Source organism: Pseudomonas atacamensis (assembly GCF_017167965.1).
Classification (GTDB): domain Bacteria; phylum Pseudomonadota; class Gammaproteobacteria; order Pseudomonadales; family Pseudomonadaceae; genus Aquipseudomonas; species Aquipseudomonas atacamensis.
On record NZ_CP070503.1, the window covers coordinates 1,427,173 to 1,445,738 of the forward strand.

10 protein-coding genes are annotated in these 18,566 nt (G+C 59.6%); 2 read left to right on the forward strand and 8 right to left on the reverse strand.

The window, feature by feature from the left end; all coding sequences use genetic code 11:
- Positions 1 to 273: 273 nt before the first annotated feature.
- Together JWU58_RS06645 and JWU58_RS06650 are read left to right on the forward strand one after the other, a co-directional pair.
- On the forward strand, positions 274 to 627 hold the full coding sequence (locus tag JWU58_RS06645; RefSeq protein ID WP_016773446.1) for a putative quinol monooxygenase: 354 nt from the start codon (positions 274 to 276) through the stop codon (positions 625 to 627).
- 43 nt (positions 628 to 670) lie between these two features.
- Positions 671 to 913, forward strand: a complete 243-nt coding sequence (locus JWU58_RS06650) for a hypothetical protein (protein ID WP_016773447.1) — start codon at positions 671 to 673, stop codon at positions 911 to 913.
- Here the strand turns inward: JWU58_RS06650 and JWU58_RS06655 are convergent, their stop codons facing one another.
- The 8 genes from JWU58_RS06655 to JWU58_RS06690 all read right to left on the reverse strand — a co-directional run bounded on the left by JWU58_RS06655 (position 914) and on the right by JWU58_RS06690 (position 18,293).
- Positions 914 to 1,543 (reverse strand): flavin reductase family protein, encoded by a 630-nt coding sequence (locus JWU58_RS06655; protein ID WP_071173402.1) that lies wholly within the window; start codon positions 1,541 to 1,543, stop codon positions 914 to 916.
- A gap of 135 nt (positions 1,544 to 1,678) precedes the next feature.
- Positions 1,679 to 2,998 carry an MFS transporter gene (locus JWU58_RS06660; protein ID WP_024014128.1) on the reverse strand — a complete coding sequence of 440 codons (1,320 nt, stop codon included), beginning with the start codon at positions 2,996 to 2,998 and terminating at the stop codon, positions 1,679 to 1,681.
- A gap of 377 nt (positions 2,999 to 3,375) precedes the next feature.
- Positions 3,376 to 4,704, reverse strand: a complete 1,329-nt coding sequence (locus tag JWU58_RS06665; protein ID WP_206421649.1) for a sigma-54-dependent transcriptional regulator — start codon at positions 4,702 to 4,704, stop codon at positions 3,376 to 3,378.
- A complete protein-coding gene (locus tag JWU58_RS06670) occupies positions 4,704 to 6,464 on the reverse strand; it encodes an ATP-binding protein (RefSeq protein WP_123443708.1) in 1,761 nt (586 codons plus the stop codon). Before JWU58_RS06670 ends, JWU58_RS06665 begins: the two co-directional genes overlap by 1 nt.
- A gap of 79 nt (positions 6,465 to 6,543) precedes the next feature.
- Complete coding sequence (locus JWU58_RS06675; protein ID WP_206421650.1) at positions 6,544 to 9,330, reverse strand: RHS repeat-associated core domain-containing protein; 2,787 nt, start codon at positions 9,328 to 9,330, stop codon at positions 6,544 to 6,546.
- Positions 9,327 to 12,092 carry an RHS repeat domain-containing protein gene (locus JWU58_RS06680; protein WP_206421651.1) on the reverse strand — a complete coding sequence of 922 codons (2,766 nt, stop codon included), beginning with the start codon at positions 12,090 to 12,092 and terminating at the stop codon, positions 9,327 to 9,329. The genes JWU58_RS06675 and JWU58_RS06680 overlap by 4 nt, the downstream gene beginning before the upstream one ends.
- Complete coding sequence (locus JWU58_RS06685; RefSeq protein WP_206421652.1) at positions 12,089 to 16,570, reverse strand: SpvB/TcaC N-terminal domain-containing protein; 4,482 nt, start codon at positions 16,568 to 16,570, stop codon at positions 12,089 to 12,091. Before JWU58_RS06685 ends, JWU58_RS06680 begins: the two co-directional genes overlap by 4 nt.
- A 199-nt stretch (positions 16,571 to 16,769) precedes the next feature.
- Positions 16,770 to 18,293, reverse strand: a complete 1,524-nt coding sequence (locus JWU58_RS06690) for a fumarate hydratase (RefSeq protein WP_024014122.1) — start codon at positions 18,291 to 18,293, stop codon at positions 16,770 to 16,772.
- Positions 18,294 to 18,566: the final 273 nt, after the last annotated feature.

Below are 18,566 nucleotides of genomic sequence, written 5' to 3' on the forward strand. Positions count from 1 at the left end.
CCAGACGATTCCGTAGGAGCTGCCGAAGGCTGCGATCCGTTGATCTTCAAGGCAAAAGCCAAAGATCGCAGCCTTCGGCAGCTCCTACACAAAACGCGTATGACAGGCGTGTTGCGCGTGTTTACAGGTTGTTACAGGTCATCTGCGCAGTCTCGCAGGATTGTGCAACGCGAAGGCAGGAATCGACTAACGGCGCGGCAGCCCCGGCCCTTAATCTTTGCTTCAGTCGCAGCCCGTCCCCCGGCTGCCACGCGATTTCATGGAGGGTTGATCATGTCCAAGCAAATGCCTGTCAGTCATATGGCCTTCGTTCGTGCCCAGGCCGGGCGTTCGGCGGAACTCGGCGTGCGCCTGAGCGCGTTGATCGAGGTCTCGCGCGCGGCGCCCGGCTGCCTGAGTTTTTCCCTGCAACAATCGCAGTGCGACGCCGACCTATGGCTGGTCAGCGGCTACTGGAGCAGTCAGCAAATGATGACGACGTATTTCAACAGTCCGTCGATGGAAGTCTTCGCCGAGCTAGTGCAGGACCTGGTGGTCAACAGCCTCGACTTCCACACCTTCAGGGACGTTTCCGCCGCGCAGGCCCTCGGTCAATGCGCCGCGCCGATACACAAACTCGCCGGTTGAGGGTTTAATGTCCGGCTTATTTGATTGAGCCAGGATCCGCGACATGGCACGTAAAGAGTTTGAACGCTTCGAAGCAGTCTCCGCAGTCGTCCCCGTCGAGCTGGGCGGCAACAAGGGTTATTACGCGGCGATCGCGGTCAAGGCCCTGGTCGATGGCGGCGCCCCACGCTTTCACAAGTTGCTCGATGAGCAAGTGTTTCCCGGCGCCATTGCTGCCGATGACGCAGCCATCAACGAGCTGGACAAGCTCAAGGGCGTCACCGATGACGCCGAGCTGATCTGGTAATTACTTCTGTGCGCCCGGGCGCCACATTTTGAACAGCGCCTCAGGCCCCAGCTGGAAATAATCCGCCGGCCCGCCGCCGCGCAAAATCGGTTGTGCGGCGGCGGTGTCGTAGATGCCGTCCTTCAGCAGCCATTTGGCGATGTGCACCGCAACCACCTCACCGAGGATCAGCCAGCTCGGTACGGTTTCGCCATCGGCGCGTTGCAGCTGGATGATCTGCGTAACCTTGCACTCGAAGGACACCGGGCTTTCGGCGACCCGTGGCACCGAAATCACCTTTGACGCCACGGTCGTCAGCCCTGCCAGTTCAAACTCGTTGACCTCAGGCGCGACCATCGCGCAGCTCTGGTTCATCTGCTCGGCCAACGGGCGCGTGGCGAGGTTCCAGACGAACTCCCCGGTCTGCTCGATGTTGTTCAGACTGTCTTTGCGCCCGACACTGGAAAAACCAATGATCGGCGGCACGTAGTTGAAGGCGTTGAAGAAACTGTACGGCGCGAGATTGAGTCGGCCTTCGGCATCCTGGGAGGAAATCCAGCCGATGGGGCGCGGGCCGACGATGGCGTTGAACGGATCGTGGGGCAGACCGTGGCCGTTGGCGGGTTCGTAGAAATGGATGTCATCGGGCATGGGGAGCGGATTCCTGAGCTGCATTCGGATGCAGCCATAGTGCAAGGACCCGGCGCATATTTCCAGCCAGACGCGAGACCCCGTAGGGTTCGTGGCAGGACACAGATTTTGTGGCCTGCCAGCGATGTAGCCCCGTCAGTCAGTCACGATCCGCGAATGCTTCTGGGTGTCTTTCATGGTGATGTACACCAGCAGCGACACGGCAATGCACGCGGTGACGTACCAGTAGTAACCGGTTTCCATGCCGATGCTCTTGAACCACAGCGCGATGTATTCGGCAGTGCCGCCGAAGATCGACACGGTCAGCGCGTACGGCAGGCCGACGCCCAGGGCGCGGATTTCGGTAGGGAACAATTCGGCTTTGACCACCGCGTTGATCGAGGTGTAGCCGCTGACAATGATCAGCGCCGCCATGATCAGGAAGAACGCGCCCCACCAGGTCTGGATGGTGTGCAGGGTCATCAGGATCGGCACGGTGAAGATCGTACCGAGCACGCCGAACGCGATCAGGATCGGGCGACGACCGATCTTGTCCGACAGGCCACCGATGATCGGTTGCAGGCACATGAACAGGAACAGCGTGGCGGCGGAAATGGTGGTCGAGTCGGAGATGCTCATGCCGACCGTGTTCACCAGATACTTCTGCATGTAGGTGGTGTAGGTGTAGAACGCCAGGGTGCCGCCCATGGTCAGGCCGACCACGGTCAACAGCTCTTTCGGGTGGCGCATCAAGGTGCGCATGGCGCTTTCCTTGGATTTTTCTTTCTTGGTGAACGACTCGGTTTCTTCCATGCCGCGACGCAGGTACAGCGCTACCACTGCGCAGAGCGCGCCGATGGCGAACGGAATACGCCAGCCCCACGCGTAGAGCTGTTCGGTGGTCAGCATGTTTTGCAGCACGATCAAGACGCCGAGGGCGATGAGCTGGCCGGAGATCAGGGTCACGTACTGGAAGCTGGAGAAGAAGCCGCGACGTTCCTTGGTCGCCATCTCGGACAGGTAAGTCGCCGAGGTGCCGTACTCGCCACCGACCGACAGGCCTTGCAGCAGGCGGGCGAATACCAAGAGGATCGGCGCGCCGATGCCGATGGTTTCATAGTTCGGGCTCAGGGCGATCAGCAGCGAGCCGAAGCACATGAGGTATACCGAGGCCATCAGCGCTTTCTTGCGCCCGACCTTGTCGGCGTACATGCCCATCAGCCAGCCACCGATCGGACGCATCAGGAAGCCCACGGCGAAGATCGCTGCGGTGTTCATCAGTTGCGCGGTGGTGGAACCGGCGGGGAAAAAGGTTTTCGCGAAGTACAGGGAGAAGGCGGCGTACACGTACCAGTCGTACCACTCGACCATGTTGCCGACAGAGCCGCTGAAGATCGATTTGATCCGGCTGGCGGTGGTTCTCGGTTTGGCCGGCACGGCAGCCGACCCAAGGGGCAGGGCGTTGGAGTTATCCATTGAAGGATCCTTCGTTTAATTGTTTTTGTGGAGCGCGTCGGAACGCAGCCTGCCAGGGCTATAGCAGGAGGTGTGCCAAGGGGTGAGGGGCCGGTTTAGAAGGGGTGGCGGGGAGGAGTGAGCGGATTTGTGCCGACTGATTGGGCTGAGTGAGCGGATTTCCGCTTACCGCGTGAAGATCAAAAGCCCCTCACCCTAGCCCTCTCCCAGAGGGAGAGGGGACTGACCGAGGTGTTCTTGTGGGTTACATCGACCTGCAATATCGAGTCGAATACAGATTCGGGAAAGCATGGAGATCGGCTCCCTTCCCCCTCGCCCCCTGGGGGAGAGGGCTGGGGTGAGGGGGATGGATTTCAGCTACACCACAAATCTCTGCCTCACTCCGCCAGAAACATCTCCCGACTCAATCCATGCCGCTGCATCTTTTCATTGAACGTGCGGCGCGGCAGTTGCAGTTCTTCGAGCACGGCTTTGACATCACCTTTATACCGGGTCAACGCCGCGCGCAGGCATTGCGCTTCGAAGGCTTCCTGCTGCGCCGCCAGCGACTGCCCCGGATCGATTCCGGCGACCGGTTCATCAAGCCCCAGTACCTGACGCTCGGCAACGTTAGCCAGTTCGCGGACGTTGCCCGGCCAGTCATGGCTGAGCAAGTGACTGAGCTGCGCACCGGTCAACGGCGGAAAGGTCCGGCCCAGACGCTGAGCGGCATTCTGCGCGAAGGTCTCGAACAGCAACGGAATGTCTTCGCGGCGATCGCGCAGCGGCGGCAAGCGCAGTTCGGCGACGTTCAGGCGATACGCCAGGTCCTCACGAAAACGCCCGGCGCGAGCTTCGTCGAGCAGGTCCGGTTTGGTCGCCGCGACGATACGCAAATCAACGCGAATGCTTTGGTTCGAACCCAACCGCTCGAGTTTCTGTTCCTGCAAGACCCGCAGCAATTTCACCTGCTGGGCCAGCGGCATGCTTTCGATCTCGTCGAGAAACAGCGTGCCGCCATCGGCATATTCCAGCTTGCCGATGCGTTTGCCCGAGGCGCCGGTAAACGCGCCGCTCTCATGGCCGAACAGTTCGGCCTCGAACAATTGCTCCGGGATCGCCGCACAGTTCAGCGCCACGAAAGGTTTGCCGGCGCGCGGGCCGAAATCATGCAGGCAACGCGCGACCAGTTCCTTGCCGCTGCCGGTTTCACCACGGATCAGCACGTTGACCGGCAACGTCGCCAGATCCAGCACCTGCCGACGCAATGTCTGCAAGCCGCGGGACACGCCGAGCAACGTCGCATCCAGCCTAGCGCGGTTGTCAGCCAGTTCGTGCAGGGCGCGGTTTTCCAGGACCAGGCGGCGTTTGTCCAGCGCCCGGCGCAGGCTGCCGAGCAGGGTTTCCGGGCTGAACGGTTTTTCCAGAAAGTCGTAGGCGCCATCGCGCATGGCTTCGACCGCCATCGGCACATCGCCATGGCCGGTAAGCAGAATCACCGGCAGATCGCTGTCGCGCTGTTGCACTTGCGCGAGCAATTGCAAGCCGTCCATGCCGGGCATGCGCACGTCGCTGAGGATCACCCCGGCAAAATGTTCCGGGAGCGCGGCGAGGCATTCTTCGGCACGGCTGAACAATTGCACCTGAAACCCCGACAGGCTCAGCCACTGTTCAACGGCGTCGCGAATGCTGCTTTCGTCGTCGACCACCATCACCGAATTGAGCATCAGATGTGTGCCTCCAGATCGATTGGCAGGGTCAGGCTGAACACTGCGCCGTGGTCGCCATTCTCGACGCTCAGGCGCCCGCCGGATTCATGCACGATGGCGAAGGATACTGCCAGCCCCAGGCCGAGACCATCGCCCACCGGTTTGGTGGTAAAGAACGGATCGAACACTTGGCCCAAATGTTCCTCGGCAATCCCGCCGCCGTTGTCGCTGACGCTGAGCCGCCACAATTGCTCATCGGCCTCCAGACGGATTTCCAGGCGCTTGCAGGCTTTACCCTGCATCGCATCCAGCGCGTTGCGCAGCAAATTGATCAACACCTGTTCCAGACGAATCGCATCACCGCGCACCCACGCCGGACGGGTCAGATGCAGCACCAGGCTGACCTGCTCGTCACGCAGTCGCGCATCGAGCAGTTGCAGCGACTGATCGACCACCGTCGCCAGATCCAGACGTTCGCGCAGACCGCTCGGGCTTTTGCGGGCGAAAGTCTTGAGGTGGCCGGTGAGGGCAGCCATGCGCGTGAGCATATCGTCCACCGGTTTCAGCGCCTTGTAGGCGTCATCGACACGGCCATGTTCGAGCAGCAGGCGCAGGGTGGCCAGTTGCATGCGCTGGGCGGTCAGCGGTTGATTGATTTCGTGGGCCAGTGCGGCGGACATCTGCCCCAGCGCGGCGAGTTTGGCCGACTGCACCAGACCTTCCTGCGCGGTGCGCAAGTCGCGGGTGCGCTCCTCGACCAGACGCTCGAGTTCTTCGCGATTGCGCTGACGGACCTTGGCCAGCCGCCAGCGCTGATTGAGGAACAGCAACAAGAAGACCAGCGCCAGCCACACGCCAGCGGCGGCCAGTGCGGCGTTGCGCAAATCCTCGAAGGCCACTTGCGGGCGGCGCAACAGGTGCAGGGTCCAGCCTTCGGTCGCCAGCGGCAGCGATTCCCACAGATAGTCCGCCGTGCCCTGCGGACCTTCGACCCGGCGCAGATCGCTGTTGTCATCGAAGCGCCGTAGCGGCAAATGGGTCAGCGGCAGCAGCGATTGCTTGTCGTACTGACGCGTGGTTTTGATCTCGGCCAGATCATCGGCGCTCAACGGCCGCAAGGCGCGATAACGCCAGCCCGGCTGATTGGCGATAAAGATGATCCCGCGTGCATCGCTGACCAGCAGCGTGTCGCTGCCCTGACTCCATTCGCGTTCCAGTTCGGGAAATTCCAGCTTGACCACCATCGCGCCGAGAAACTCGTCGTTGTCGCCAAGTACGGCGCTGGAAAGGAAATAGCCGGGAATGCCGCTGGTCACGCCCACTGCGTAAAAACGCCCGGTGCCTTGGGTGCGGGTCTGGCTGAAGTAGGGGCGGAAGCCGTAATTGTGGCCAACGTAACTGCTGGGCAAGCGCCAGTTGCTGGCGGCCACGGCCAGGCCGGTACGATCCAGCAGTTCAAGGGTCGAGGACTGCGCCGCACCGTTGATCTTTTCCAGTTTCACATTCAATGCCGCTTGCTGCGCAGCATCGACCGGGCCGGCCAGGGCCGAACGCAATTGCGGGTCCAGCGCCAGCACGGCGGGCAGGGCGCGATAGCGGTCGATCAGGGTGTGCAAGGAGTTGGCGTACAACCCCAGTTGCTGATTGGCGCGGGCCGCGTCTTCTTCCAGCGCCTGACGCTCGGCGTGACGCATCGCGAGCGTCGCGGCAATGACCGTGCCGGCGATGATCAGCAGGGAATACAACGACAGACGCAGGGTACGGGAAGTCGGCAGCATGCTGGATCAAAGGTCGGCAGGACGGGCGGGCACGATAGCATGCCATCACCCCTTGCCTGCTACTTGAGATCCATGGGGGTCATGCCGCCCTGGGTTTCTTCGAATAGGAGATTGCCATGTTCATTGTTTCTTGCAATTGTTCGGTAATTTTCTCCGTTTCCGCTTCAAGGTCGGCAAGATTGATACCCGCCAGCGAATCGATGGAAAGTGCAGCGAAGTGCTCTCTTGTGGTTTGCAGGTTATCGTTGATCTGCTGGACCAATTCTGGAATATACGTGAACAGCCTGTCGTATTTCTCGGCGGATATTTCCGAACTGGCATCGCTGACTTCTTTGGCGATTTCTACTGCTCCAACCGCTAAGGAGATCGCTGCACTTGCTTCAGAGGCAACGGTTGGCGTAATAAATTTTAGCCCCACAGAGGTGACGAATTTTCCGGTGCCTACCTGGCCTTTGGTTTTTCGAATGTCGAAATTCTTGACGACTTTGTGGCCCAGATAATTCAGCAGGTTCATGGACTTGTACTCTGCCTGCCGGATGAGTTTGTCGGGATCAAGCGGACTTGTCTTGAGCTTGACCGAGGTGCTCAGCCCACTTTGTTCGGCAATGTAGTCAATAGCGAAGCTGACGGCGGTTTTTGTGGCTACCCCCATGCCGATACCAACCACATTTCCTGCGCCAGGAGCGGCTGCCCCCAGAGCTTGGGCGCCCAGCCCCACCAGTATTCCCGCGCCATAACTAAGGGTCTGATTCGTCAAATGAACGGCTGTCCTGCGGGCGGTCGCTTTCGCAAATTGGGACGTTGAATTCTGGTTGCGAATCTGCTGCTGCACATTGTTGGAACGCAGTCGGGTGATTGCCAAAATATTCACATGCTTGAGTATCTGATTCGCCAGAGCATTGCGCAGGCGATCAGAAGCCATCCCTTGACCTCTTTTTGCATAACTGGCGTTTTCCCGCGAAAAGTGCCTGCTCCAGGCGGAGTCATAGTCCGCTTTTGTCGGTAGTACTTTGCCTTGGCCGTCGGCGTCTATATAGCCGACGGGGTTGTTGCTTACGAACGCATACAGATTCAACCCATCCACATCCCCCGCCGGATCGGCACTGACCCAGCGCTGCAACCACGGCGCGTAATAACGGGCGCCGTAGTAGTACAAACCGCTGACGTCCATTTCCTTGCCGGAGTAACGGATGAAGCGGTATGCGGTTTCCGATTTCGGTGCCATCCAAGCGGTTTCGCCGAACGGGTAGTAGCCTTCTTCGCTGGTGACCGTAGCGTTGTCATCGAGCTCCATTACGCATGAGCCGAGGTGGTCTTCGAGGGTGTAACGCAGTTGAGTGTTGGCGGCAGGTGGATTGCTCACCCAATGCAGGCAGCGCGCGTTACCTACGCTGATGATGTGCAGTTCTTCGCCATTGTCTTTGCTGCGGATTTCCAGGCCGGGCAGGTAGCGCACCTGCTGGAAGTGATTGGCACCTTTGGCGAACGTTTCACGGCGCTTGAGTACCCGTACGCCCTGGCTGTATTGGTAACTCTCGGTGTCGTTGACGCTGTCCTTGCGGATCACCAGATCTATATGTTCCAGCTCGTCGCGACTGTTGCAGTGCAGTTGCGGACCGTGCCGCAGCCTGCGTTGATTGCCATGCAGGTCGAACCAGTTGCCAAAGTCCGGTTCGTGATCGCCGGTTTCCCAGCGCACTGCGCGGTTGCTTTGCTCGTCGATGTACATGCGCCTGGTGCGACTGCCGCCGTCGCGCTGATGGCACAGCTCGGTCAGGTTACCCCCGTCATCGTAGGTGTAAGTCTGGGTGTAATTAAGGCGGTTTTTCTCATCGGGCGGTTGCGGCAGGCCGGGGATATCAGGAGGCAGGGCGTCGTCGTAACCGGTCGCGCGGATCAACCGGTACAAGGAGTCGTAGCTGAATTCGCGTTGGCCATCGACCCGTTGGTTGGCGAACCAGGTCGGCTCGAAGGCGTGGTCTTCGATGCGGATGATGTTGCCGACGCGGTCGTAGAAATAGGCGAGATCCTGCAACCTGGCCTGGCCGGTTTTATGGCTGATCCGTGTTTGCAGGCGGCCATCGGTCGCGGTGTACGTCCATTGGCTGAGTACCCCGTTACCGGCCAGTTGCGAGATGATCTGATCATCGGCGTTGTACTGCGCATCCCGCAGAACCTGTGTGATCTGCTCCCCGACTTGCAGCTCCACCTGTTTGAGCTGGCCGGCAAGACCGTAGCTTGACGCTCTGCGATAACCACCGGCATCGGTCTGCTGCAGCACAGCGCCCAATGGGCTGAAGACCTGATGGCTGGTGAACGCCTCGCCATCGTCAAAGGTTCGGGTTTGCGCGAGCGCCTGACCGGTGAGAGCGTAACTGGTGATATCCAGTGAGCCTGAAGAGTCAGTCTGTTGGATCATTTGGCCGCGCAGGTTGTGGCCGGCATCGGCAGAGCTTTCACCATAACTGTAACTGTCGATCCGAGCGTCACCGTCTTCCTTGAGCGTTGTCACGCGCAGCTGCGTATCGAAGGTCGACGCCCAGTGGTGACCGCGCTCGTCCCAACGCTGCCGCGGCTCGCCGGCCAGCCCCGGCAGCACCAGACGCCAGCCGGAGTCCACGCTGTCGGTGTACACCGCAGCGTCGTTCAGCGAATACACGGTGGTAGTATTCGCATGAGTCTCTCGCAGACGCGGATCTCTTTGCGCGACCAGACGACCGAGCACGTCGTAGTGCTGGCAGGACACCAGGACGCTTGGCGTAGCACCGGCTACCGAACGTAAGTAAGCGACCTGTCGGACTGGCAGGCCACGTGCGTCGGTGACCGTCAACGCAGGAGTGCGCGAATGAACGGTATCGAATTTCATTGGTGTGGATTTGTATGTGGGGTGAATGGCCTGACAAAATCCTGAAATGCCGCTTTGAACCTGGGTTTCGGTTGAGCTTGTTTGCGCAAAAAACGGTTGTCTGTGAGTGCGTCTTCCTTGTACCAACTCATCATGGTCTGGCTGGTTTCGATAAATCCCAAAACCTTACTGGTTTCCTCTCGAAGGGCTTCGAGTCGGATAGGCCCCGCAGCTGTTGAGTGGCCTGCATTAGGTATCACAAGACCTGCATCGAACGTGTTTCGCCCCAGACGCCTGTACGCTTTTTCGGCGATGGCCATTCGGGAAGTGAGGGCTTCTTTCCAGTCTGCAAGCATGGTTTCGATTTTCTGAATCTTTACCGGATCCAATCCGTTTTTGATGTCCTCGGCTTCTTGTACACGTTGCCCCATATTGAGCGTTGCGCCGACGCCTCCAATAACTGATCCGACGACGTAGTTCATGAATATCAGGCTTGCGTTGGCCGGGCTGGTATCCAGTCGACCCTGTGTGAGACCGATCTTTTCATCAATGGCTGCGACGCTCATTGCTGACGTTTGTGGAATCAAGGGCTTGATCAGATTTGCAGGGGACATGAGGCGATCAGCAAGTTCCCCCGTGATGGTGCCGGCGATGTTCCCGCCAACAAACCCTTCGAGAAATGGTGGTTTACCCTGTTCAGTAAAATTGACCATGTGCGGATTGTCGGGAAGCATTGAGCCTATTTTCGGACCGAGGTGAAGGCCGCCGAGGAAACTGGCTGCGGCATTGATGCCTTCTCCCGCGAAATTCGCCAGCAATTCGACACCGTATTGTCCGTGTGAGATGTTCTGAATCTGTTCTTGAGCAGTAACAGAGTAATCACTAAGAACGCTCAGAAAGTTTGCGAAGTTGACAATCTCATGTCCTTCTCGGCTGTTCCCCTGCACATCCACAAAAGAGACCGGGTTGTTTCCTACAAACGCATACACATTCAACCCATCCACATCCCCCGCCGGATCGGCACTGATCCAGCGCTGCAACCACGGCGCGTAATAGCGGGCGCCGTAGTAGTACAAACCGCTGACATCCATTTCCTTGCCGGAATATCGGATGAAGCGGTATTCGATTTCCGATTCCGGGGCCATCCACGCGGTTTCGCCGAACGGGTAATAGCCTTCTGCGCTGGTGACCACAGCGTTTTCATTGAGCTCCATCACGCAAGAGCCGAGGTGGTCTTCGAGGGTGTAACGTATCTGGTCGTCTATCGGCGCTGAACGTTGCGCCCAATGCAGGCAGCGCGCGTTACCGAGGCTGATGATGTGCAGCTCTTCGCCGTTGTCTTTGCTGCGGATTTCCAGCCCCGGCAGGTAGCGCACCTGGTGGAAGTGGCGGATCTTGTCGGTGAACCATTCATGACATTTGAGGACCCGCTGGCCGGCGCTGTACTGGTAATACTCGGCATCGTTATCGCCGTCCTGACGGATAACCAGATCCACGCGCTCCAGCTCATCACGCCTGCTCCATTGCAATGACGGACCGTGGCGCAGCTTGCGTTGATTGCCGTGCGGGTCGAACCAGGTACCGAAGTCCGGCGGCTCGTCGCCCGTTTCCCAACGCACCCCGCGATTGCTTTGAGCGTCGATGCACATGCGCCGGGTGCGGCCGGCGCCGTCGCGCTGATGACGCAATTCGGTCAGATTGCCGCCATCGTCGTAGCTATACGTCTGGGTGTAGTTGAGGCGGTTTTTCTCGTCGGGCGGTTGCGGCAAGCCGGGAATGTCCGGGGGCAGCGCGTCGTCATGACCGGTCGCGCGGACCAACCGGTACAGGGAGTCGTAGCTGAATTCGCGGTGGCCGTCGACCCGTTGATTGGCGAACCAGACGGGCTCGAAGGCGTAGTCTTCGATGCGAATGATATTGCCGATGCGATCGTAGAAATAATGCAGATCCTGCAATCTGGGGTGAGCAGTTTTCTGACTGGTGCGCGTATGCAGGCGTCCGTCGGCCGGGTCATACGTCCACTGACTCAGGACACCGTTACCGGCCAGCTGCGAGATGATCTGATTGTTCGCGTTGTACTGCGCATCCAGCAAGACCTGCGTGACTTTCGTCTCGACTTGCAGCTCCATTTGCCTGAGCTGCCCGGCAAGACCATAGCGCGATGCTCTGCGATGGCCGCCGGCATCGGTCTGTTCAAGTACGGCGCCAAGCGGACTGAACACCTGATGGCTGGTGAACGCTTCGTTATCGTGAAAAGTGCGTTTTTCCACCAGTGCCTGTCCGGTGAGGGCATAGCCGGTGATGTCCAGCGAACCTGACGGATCCGTCTGCCAGATCAACCGGCCGCGCAGGTTGGAGTCTGCTTCGGCAGAGCCTGGGGCGTACGTGAAGGTATCGAGCTGATTTTCGCCGTTTCCCGAGACTTCAAGCTGCACCACGCGCAATTGCTCGTCGAAGGTCGACTGCCAGACGTGGCCGCGCTCATCCCAACGGTGTCCGGGCTCCCCGGCCCTGCCCGGCAGCAGCAGGCGCCAGCCGCTATCCCGGCTGTTGGTAAACACGGCGATATCGTTCAGCGCAAACACGCTGGTTGTGTTTGCTGTCGGCAGGCGCGGATCCTGTTGCGCGACCAGACGCCCGGCGACATCGTGGTGCTGGCGGGTCACGAGTGCGCTAGGCGTGTCACCCGCCACGGTACGCAAATAAGCGACCTGACGGACTGGCAGGCCACGTCCGTCGCTGGCTGTCAGCGAAGGCGTGCGCCAATGTGTGGAGGCGCTCATGAGCCTGACCCGCGCGTAGACATCACCTCTTCAGCGGTGTCGTTGAAGTCTTCGCTGGCGTGATACCAGGGATGATAAGTCTCGCGGGAAAAGTCGCCCTTGGCGTTGATCAGCTTGATCGGACGCCCCGTTGCGTCATAGAACAGCTGATCGAACAACCCGAGTTGGCGCAGCGATTGATCATTGACGTAGCGGTGGGTGTTGGCGAAAAACGGCCGGTATTGGCGCTGCGGCAGACCTTTGTTGTTGTATTCGACGCGTTCACTGATGCGCCAGCGTGACTGCGTCGGTTGCTCACCTTCTTCGATGAGCAACTCACCATCCTCACCCACCACATAAGCCAACCCCGGATCGACCTTCTGCTGGGTTTGCAGGACCCGACCAAAGCCGTCGACGCAGGTTTTGACGATCTGGATCTGCGCCTTTATGGCGTCGTAGGGATAGCGGTCGGCGCTGAGCACTACGGTGTGAACCGGTTCTCGGTAAGCCAGTTCAATGGCCATGAGCAATTGCTGGTCTTCAGGCGTCGGGCCGGGATTTCGCGCAAGCCGGCGACGTGCGCTGGCACGGATCTGCCCGCCGGGCAACAGGTCACCTTGCTTGATCGCGCGGCTTTGAAGTGTGGAGGCGGGTATCAGGCCCATCCAGCTGAAAAGGTTTTTGTGCAGAGTGCTCGCTGCGTGTCCTACGGTATCTTCCGGAAACTGAATGGCGTATTCCGGACTGGGATCCGGCAAGGTCCAGTCATCGGTCAGCTTGTCGAATCCGGCAGGTTTGCCGTTCTCGGTACCGTGAAAGCTGATGATCAGTGGCTGACCGGAAGGCTCGTAGATGACTTCTTCAGTGTTGTCATTGGCGTCGGTGATTCGCTTGGGTTTCAGGGCGTGATAATCGAACTCCGCGACCTGGACGGCACAACCGTCGGGCAACTCCATGCGCATGACTGTCAGATAGCGTTGATCGTATTCGGCTTTGGTCACGCCATGGCTTGGCGTTTCATTGAAATCGAGCACGTTGTAGAACGCTTGCAAGCCGCCGTACCGGGCCAGATTGAACCGCGACGACCAAAGGTTTGGTTCCTCGCTGGGCGGTGCTTCGAACAGCAGCGCCATGGGTGAGTAACCAATTGCCGCGAGGGCCTCGCGGATATTCAGGTCCGGCACAATGCTGTAAGCGTCCAGCGCGGTTTTATCCAGCAGGGCAAGCTCCAGAGAGTGCGACAGCGCTTCGAATCCGGCGACGCCGTCATCCAGTTCAATACCCTCTACGTCCACATAACGCTGTATGGATTGCGAAGTCAGTACCCTTTCCATGGCCCATTCTTGCGTATCCTGCAGCTCTCTCAGTGATTCGAAAGACACCCGTGCCGGGTTCAACTCGCCGGGGAGCGTACCTTTGGCCAATTTCAGCGCATCGCCCCGTTCCAGATACGGCAAGCCCAATCGCCATTGCTGTGGCTCTGGCAGATTGATCAGACGTGCACGGGTTTCACTGATGTAAAAGTATTGTTGCGCCTCGTCGTGAGCGTCGGACCACCATTGATTCAGATGGTCTTCGGTGAAGGGGGGCGGGCTCTGGGCGGTCAACCTGCGCGCATAGCTCACCGTAAGTGCGTGGGTCGCGGCGCCATAAGCGTTCCAGCGCAGGGTGACATCGTGGCGGCACAGCGGGTCGTTGATAAAACCGTCGTACTGATAGCTGATGGCTTCGACCTGAAGGGGCAGCAGAACGGCTGCGGCATATGGCCCCTGTGGCCGCACCTCGCGAACCAGATAGCGCTTCTCTTCTACCGAGTACAGTGCGGCTGCACCGGGCGCCTGCGCATCGGCGCGGTAGGGAAAAATTTCTGTTCGAGCGACCGAGCCAACCAGTGCCTGCGCAATCCGATAGCGACTGTCGGACTCCTCCGGAGTGACGGGCTCATCGATTTCACCTTTGGGGTGGTAACGACTGAACAGGGTTTCGCCCAACGGGCAGGCGTTCACATCCGCGCTGAAATAATCGTCGCGGGAGCGATTGATTTCCTGACCGTTGTGAAACCAGGTGCATGTTTGCACCGGCTCGCTGAAGCCAGGCTCTGAAGGATCGGTTCCAACCTCGCAGTCAAGTTGCTGCAAGTAGCCGAACCCGCGAAATTCCCTCTCCCTGCCGTCGTAGAACCCTTCGCGCCAAGTGAACGACTGGGTCAACCGGTTGCCGGTGATCTCGTCGTGCTGCTCCTGCTTCTTCACCACGGCCAGCGGAAAGGGCAGGTGACATACCGGTGCACGCTCAAGTGCCAGCAGCCGCTCCTTTTCATCCAGCCATTCCTGAGCCGAGCTGCGATAAGTCACGCTGCTGGAACAGCCCATGTTGTTGTTACTGTTGACCAGCAGGTAGGGCTTGGCTGCAACAAAATCGTAGCGCCAATGCCGCGGCTGGATATGCGGCACCGTCAGAATCAGGCTGGCGCAACCGAGGCCTTGCAGGTCGGCGAAACTGACCTGGCACAAACGGTCATAGCGCACGTCTTCAGGCCACGGCACGCTGACGGGAATCTGCTCCAGGCCGTTGCCGCCCCGGTTCAGGTAAATGTCGAACCCTTCGGATTTGAGATAGATCAATGCCGGCGCGCCGGAGCCATCGAGATCGGCCAGACGTACTCGCGAGGCGTCGAATTCTTCATGGGTGAAGGGCAGGGCGCTGATCTTGCGACCTTGACCGAATTTGCCATGACCAAGATTCGGCCAGCAACGGACCTCGTCATGGCGGATGCGGCACAGCTCGGGCATGTCGCTGCCGAGCAGGTTGCCCAAAAGCACCAGTTCGGTTCGCGAGTTGCTGAACACCGGCAGACGGTCGTCTGCGTATTCATGGGGTATTTCCTGTGCGGCGGCGAAGCCTTTTTCGCGCAGGCTGGCATAGAGGCGCACGCGGTCGGGGCTGATGCTGGCCGCTGACATCAGCCCGTCCCCGCTGAAATCCCCCATGGTCAAAGTCAGATCCTGGTGTTCCCGGGGAAACGTGTCGAACGCGCTGAACAGTTCGAATTGCCGCTGCGCATTCAGCGCATGAAACCCGCAGTAACCCAACCGGGCGATGATCAGGTCCAGGCGGCCGTCGCCGGTCAGATCAAGCAGTTGCGCCACGGCACGGTTGCGATCTGCCACCGGGATCCTGTCCAGCAAAACCCATGGGCCGTAACCGATCAGTTCGGTACCAGGCGCCGCGCGTAGCGGTTCTCGGTAATACCAGGCGTTATCGTAGCGGCAGAGAAAGCCCGGCACGCCCTCGCCATACAAGTCGACGCATTGATAGAACCCGCCGTCTTCGATGCCCGGTTGAGTCTCGTTTTCCAACAGGCGTGCAGGTGCCTTGTTGATCTCGAAGGGCGAGTATTCGAACTCTAGCGGCGGTGAGTGCTCGACATTGCCTTGCGCATCGAAGGCCTGATAGTGCGCCGCGCTGATCTGGCTGTAGGCCCACTGCGCAGTGTTCTGGATCGGTCGATATTCCAGCAGCAGGCGACGTGCAAGCTTCGCCTCTGTCGCCAGGCCCCCGGGGAAGTGATGAAACATCAACACTTGCTGGCAGAGCCTGCGGGTGCTCAGCTCAAAACCCTGGCCATAGGTGGAAAACGGATCAGGCCGCAGCCGCCAGCGGTTCACTTCCTCGTAGCTGGGAATCTCCGTCAACGAGTCGCTGCGTTCGCCGTAATCAAACACCAGTTGAAAATGCCATGGCAGATCCGTCGGTCGGTCAGTGTCCCAGCTGTAAAGGTGATCGCTCGCCGTGGCATTGCCGTAACACACTCGTCGCAGATAGCGCTGGGCGCGGTAGTCGTGAATCGGGTCTTGCTCGTCAGGCTGATCGTCGGCCTTGTACTCGTAGCAGATGTGTTCGCCATGGGCGTTCATGCTTTCACACAAAAGCCAGCTGCTGATGCGTGATGGGTCGTCGGGGTCGGCACGGCGGGAGGCGCTGGTTTTGCCGTAGACCTGCAACGTACCGCCGGCGCCGTGGATCAGCCAGAAAGGGGCTCCTCCGTCAGCCGGATGCCAGCATTCGCGCAGGGAAAAATCACTTTCGATCCGCGCCCGGTAAGTCACGACGTTGTGTTCGGGGATGGGGCGGTCTCTGTAGCTGTGTTCCGTGCGCGACTTCAGGTTTCCGGCATCATCGAGCTCTGCCATCCACACCTCGCCGTCATGCCCGATGATTTCATCGTGCTCGGTATAACGTGGAACACCTTTGTTGGTGCGGCGACTGATCTGGCTCAGGCCCAGGTGGCAACCGAGGCCAAACGGGCCGGTACCGCTCTGGCTGTTGATTGCCAAGGGTATTTGCGGACCGTAGCCACGACCGCTCGATAGCGGGATCAGCAATTCGCATCCAGCCGAGGCGGTCGGCCCTACGGCGCTCCAGCTTTTGCCGATAGTGGCGATCGATGAGCTTTTGGCGATGGAAGGAGCTGTGATGCTGAGGTCTTGATCGGCCATGGTCGAATCCATTCGCGCTACATAGGGCGTATGGATAGACGCTAACAGGAGTGGGCCGCTAATGGACCTGTCAGATCTGACAGGTGCGCAAGATCGTTTTCTGTGCTTGGGCGATTCTTTTATCGCAATTGGTTTGAACACACAAAAACGGCCGGGGCATCTTTGCGGATGCACCGGCCGTTTTCATGACGCCAGAAGCTTACTGCACTTCTACCGCCAAGCTTTCGCTGATCTTCTGTTGCCAGATCGCCGGGCCAGTGATGTGTACCGACTCACCTTTGCTGTCCACCGCTACGGTGACCGGCATGTCCTTGACCTCGAACTCGTAGATCGCTTCCATGCCCAGCTCGGCAAATGCCAGCACCTTGGACTTCTTGATCGCTTGCGCAACCAGGTAAGCGGCGCCGCCGACAGCCATCAGGTACACGGCCTTGTTGTCCTTGATCGCTTCGATCGCGGTCGGGCCGCGCTCGGATTTGCCGATCATGCCCAGCAGGCCGGTCTGCTCGAGGATCTGGCGGGTGAACTTGTCCATCCGCGTTGCGGTGGTCGGGCCGGCCGGGCCAACCACTTCGTCACCGACCGGATCAACCGGGCCGACGTAATAGATGAAACGACCTTTCAGATCCACCGGCAGGGTTTCACCCTTGTTGAGCATCTCGACCATGCGCTTGTGCGCGGCGTCGCGACCGGTGAGCATCTTGCCGTTGAGCAGCACGGTTTCGCCCGGCTTCCAGCTCTGCACCTCTTCCGGGGTCAGGGTGTCGAGGTTGACGCGACGGGCTGACGGGCCGGCTTCCCAGACGATTTCCGGGTAGGCGTCCAGCGGTGGCGCTTCCAGCGAGGCCGGGCCGGAACCGTCGAGCACGAAGTGCGCGTGACGGGTGGCGGCACAGTTCGGGATCATGCACACGGGAAGGGATGCGGCGTGGGTCGGGTAATCCATGATCTTCACGTCGAGCACAGTGGTCAGGCCACCGAGGCCCTGGGCGCCGATGCCCAACTGGTTGACCTTCTCGAACAGTTCCAGACGCATTTCTTCGATGCGGTTCTGCGGACCACGGGCCTTCAGCTCGTGGATGTCGATGGATTCCATCAACACTTCCTTGGCCATCACTGCGGCCTTCTCGGCGGTGCCGCCGATGCCGATACCCAGCATGCCCGGTGGGCACCAGCCGGCGCCCATGGTCGGCACGGTCTTCAATACCCAGTCGACGATCGAGTCGGACGGGTTGAGCATGGCCATTTTCGACTTGTTCTCGGAACCGCCGCCCTTGGCCGCCACGTCCACTTCCACGGTGTTACCCGGGACGATGGAGTAGTGAATTACGGCCGGGGTGTTGTCCTTGGTGTTCTTGCGAGCGCCCGCCGGGTCGGCAAGGATCGAGGCCCGCAGGACGTTTTCCGGCAGGTTGTAGGCGCGACGCACGCCTTCGTTGATCATGTCGTCCAGACCCATGGTGGCGCCATCCCAGCGCACGTCCATGCCGACACGGACGAACACGGTGACGATACCGGTGTCCTGGCAGATCGGGCGATGGCCGGTGGCGCACATGCGCGAGTTGATCAGGATCTGCGCCATCGAATCACGGGCCGCTGGCGATTCTTCGCGCAGGTAGGCTTCGTGCATCGCCTGGATGAAATCCACGGGGTGGTAATAGGAAATGAACTGCAGGGCGTCGGCAACGCTCTGAATCAGGTCATCTTGCTTGATCACGGTCATGAGTCGCGCTCCTCTGAAAACGGTGGGGAAGCTACAGGCTTCTAGCTTCGAGCGGCAAGTTAAAGCAGTACGCGAACAGCTAGAGCTTGCCGCTTGAAGCTTGCGGCTCGTAGCTGTCCCTCTGTGGCGCGACGCTAAAAAGGCGCGGAAGTATACCGCGGCTTGTGGACGGGCACATCTATCAGCGTCGGGGGGAAATTGCGCTACGGCGGTAGGTGATCAAGGTTATAACCGAGTGTCCGTCTAGACGAAAACAGTCTGTTCGACTGTTAG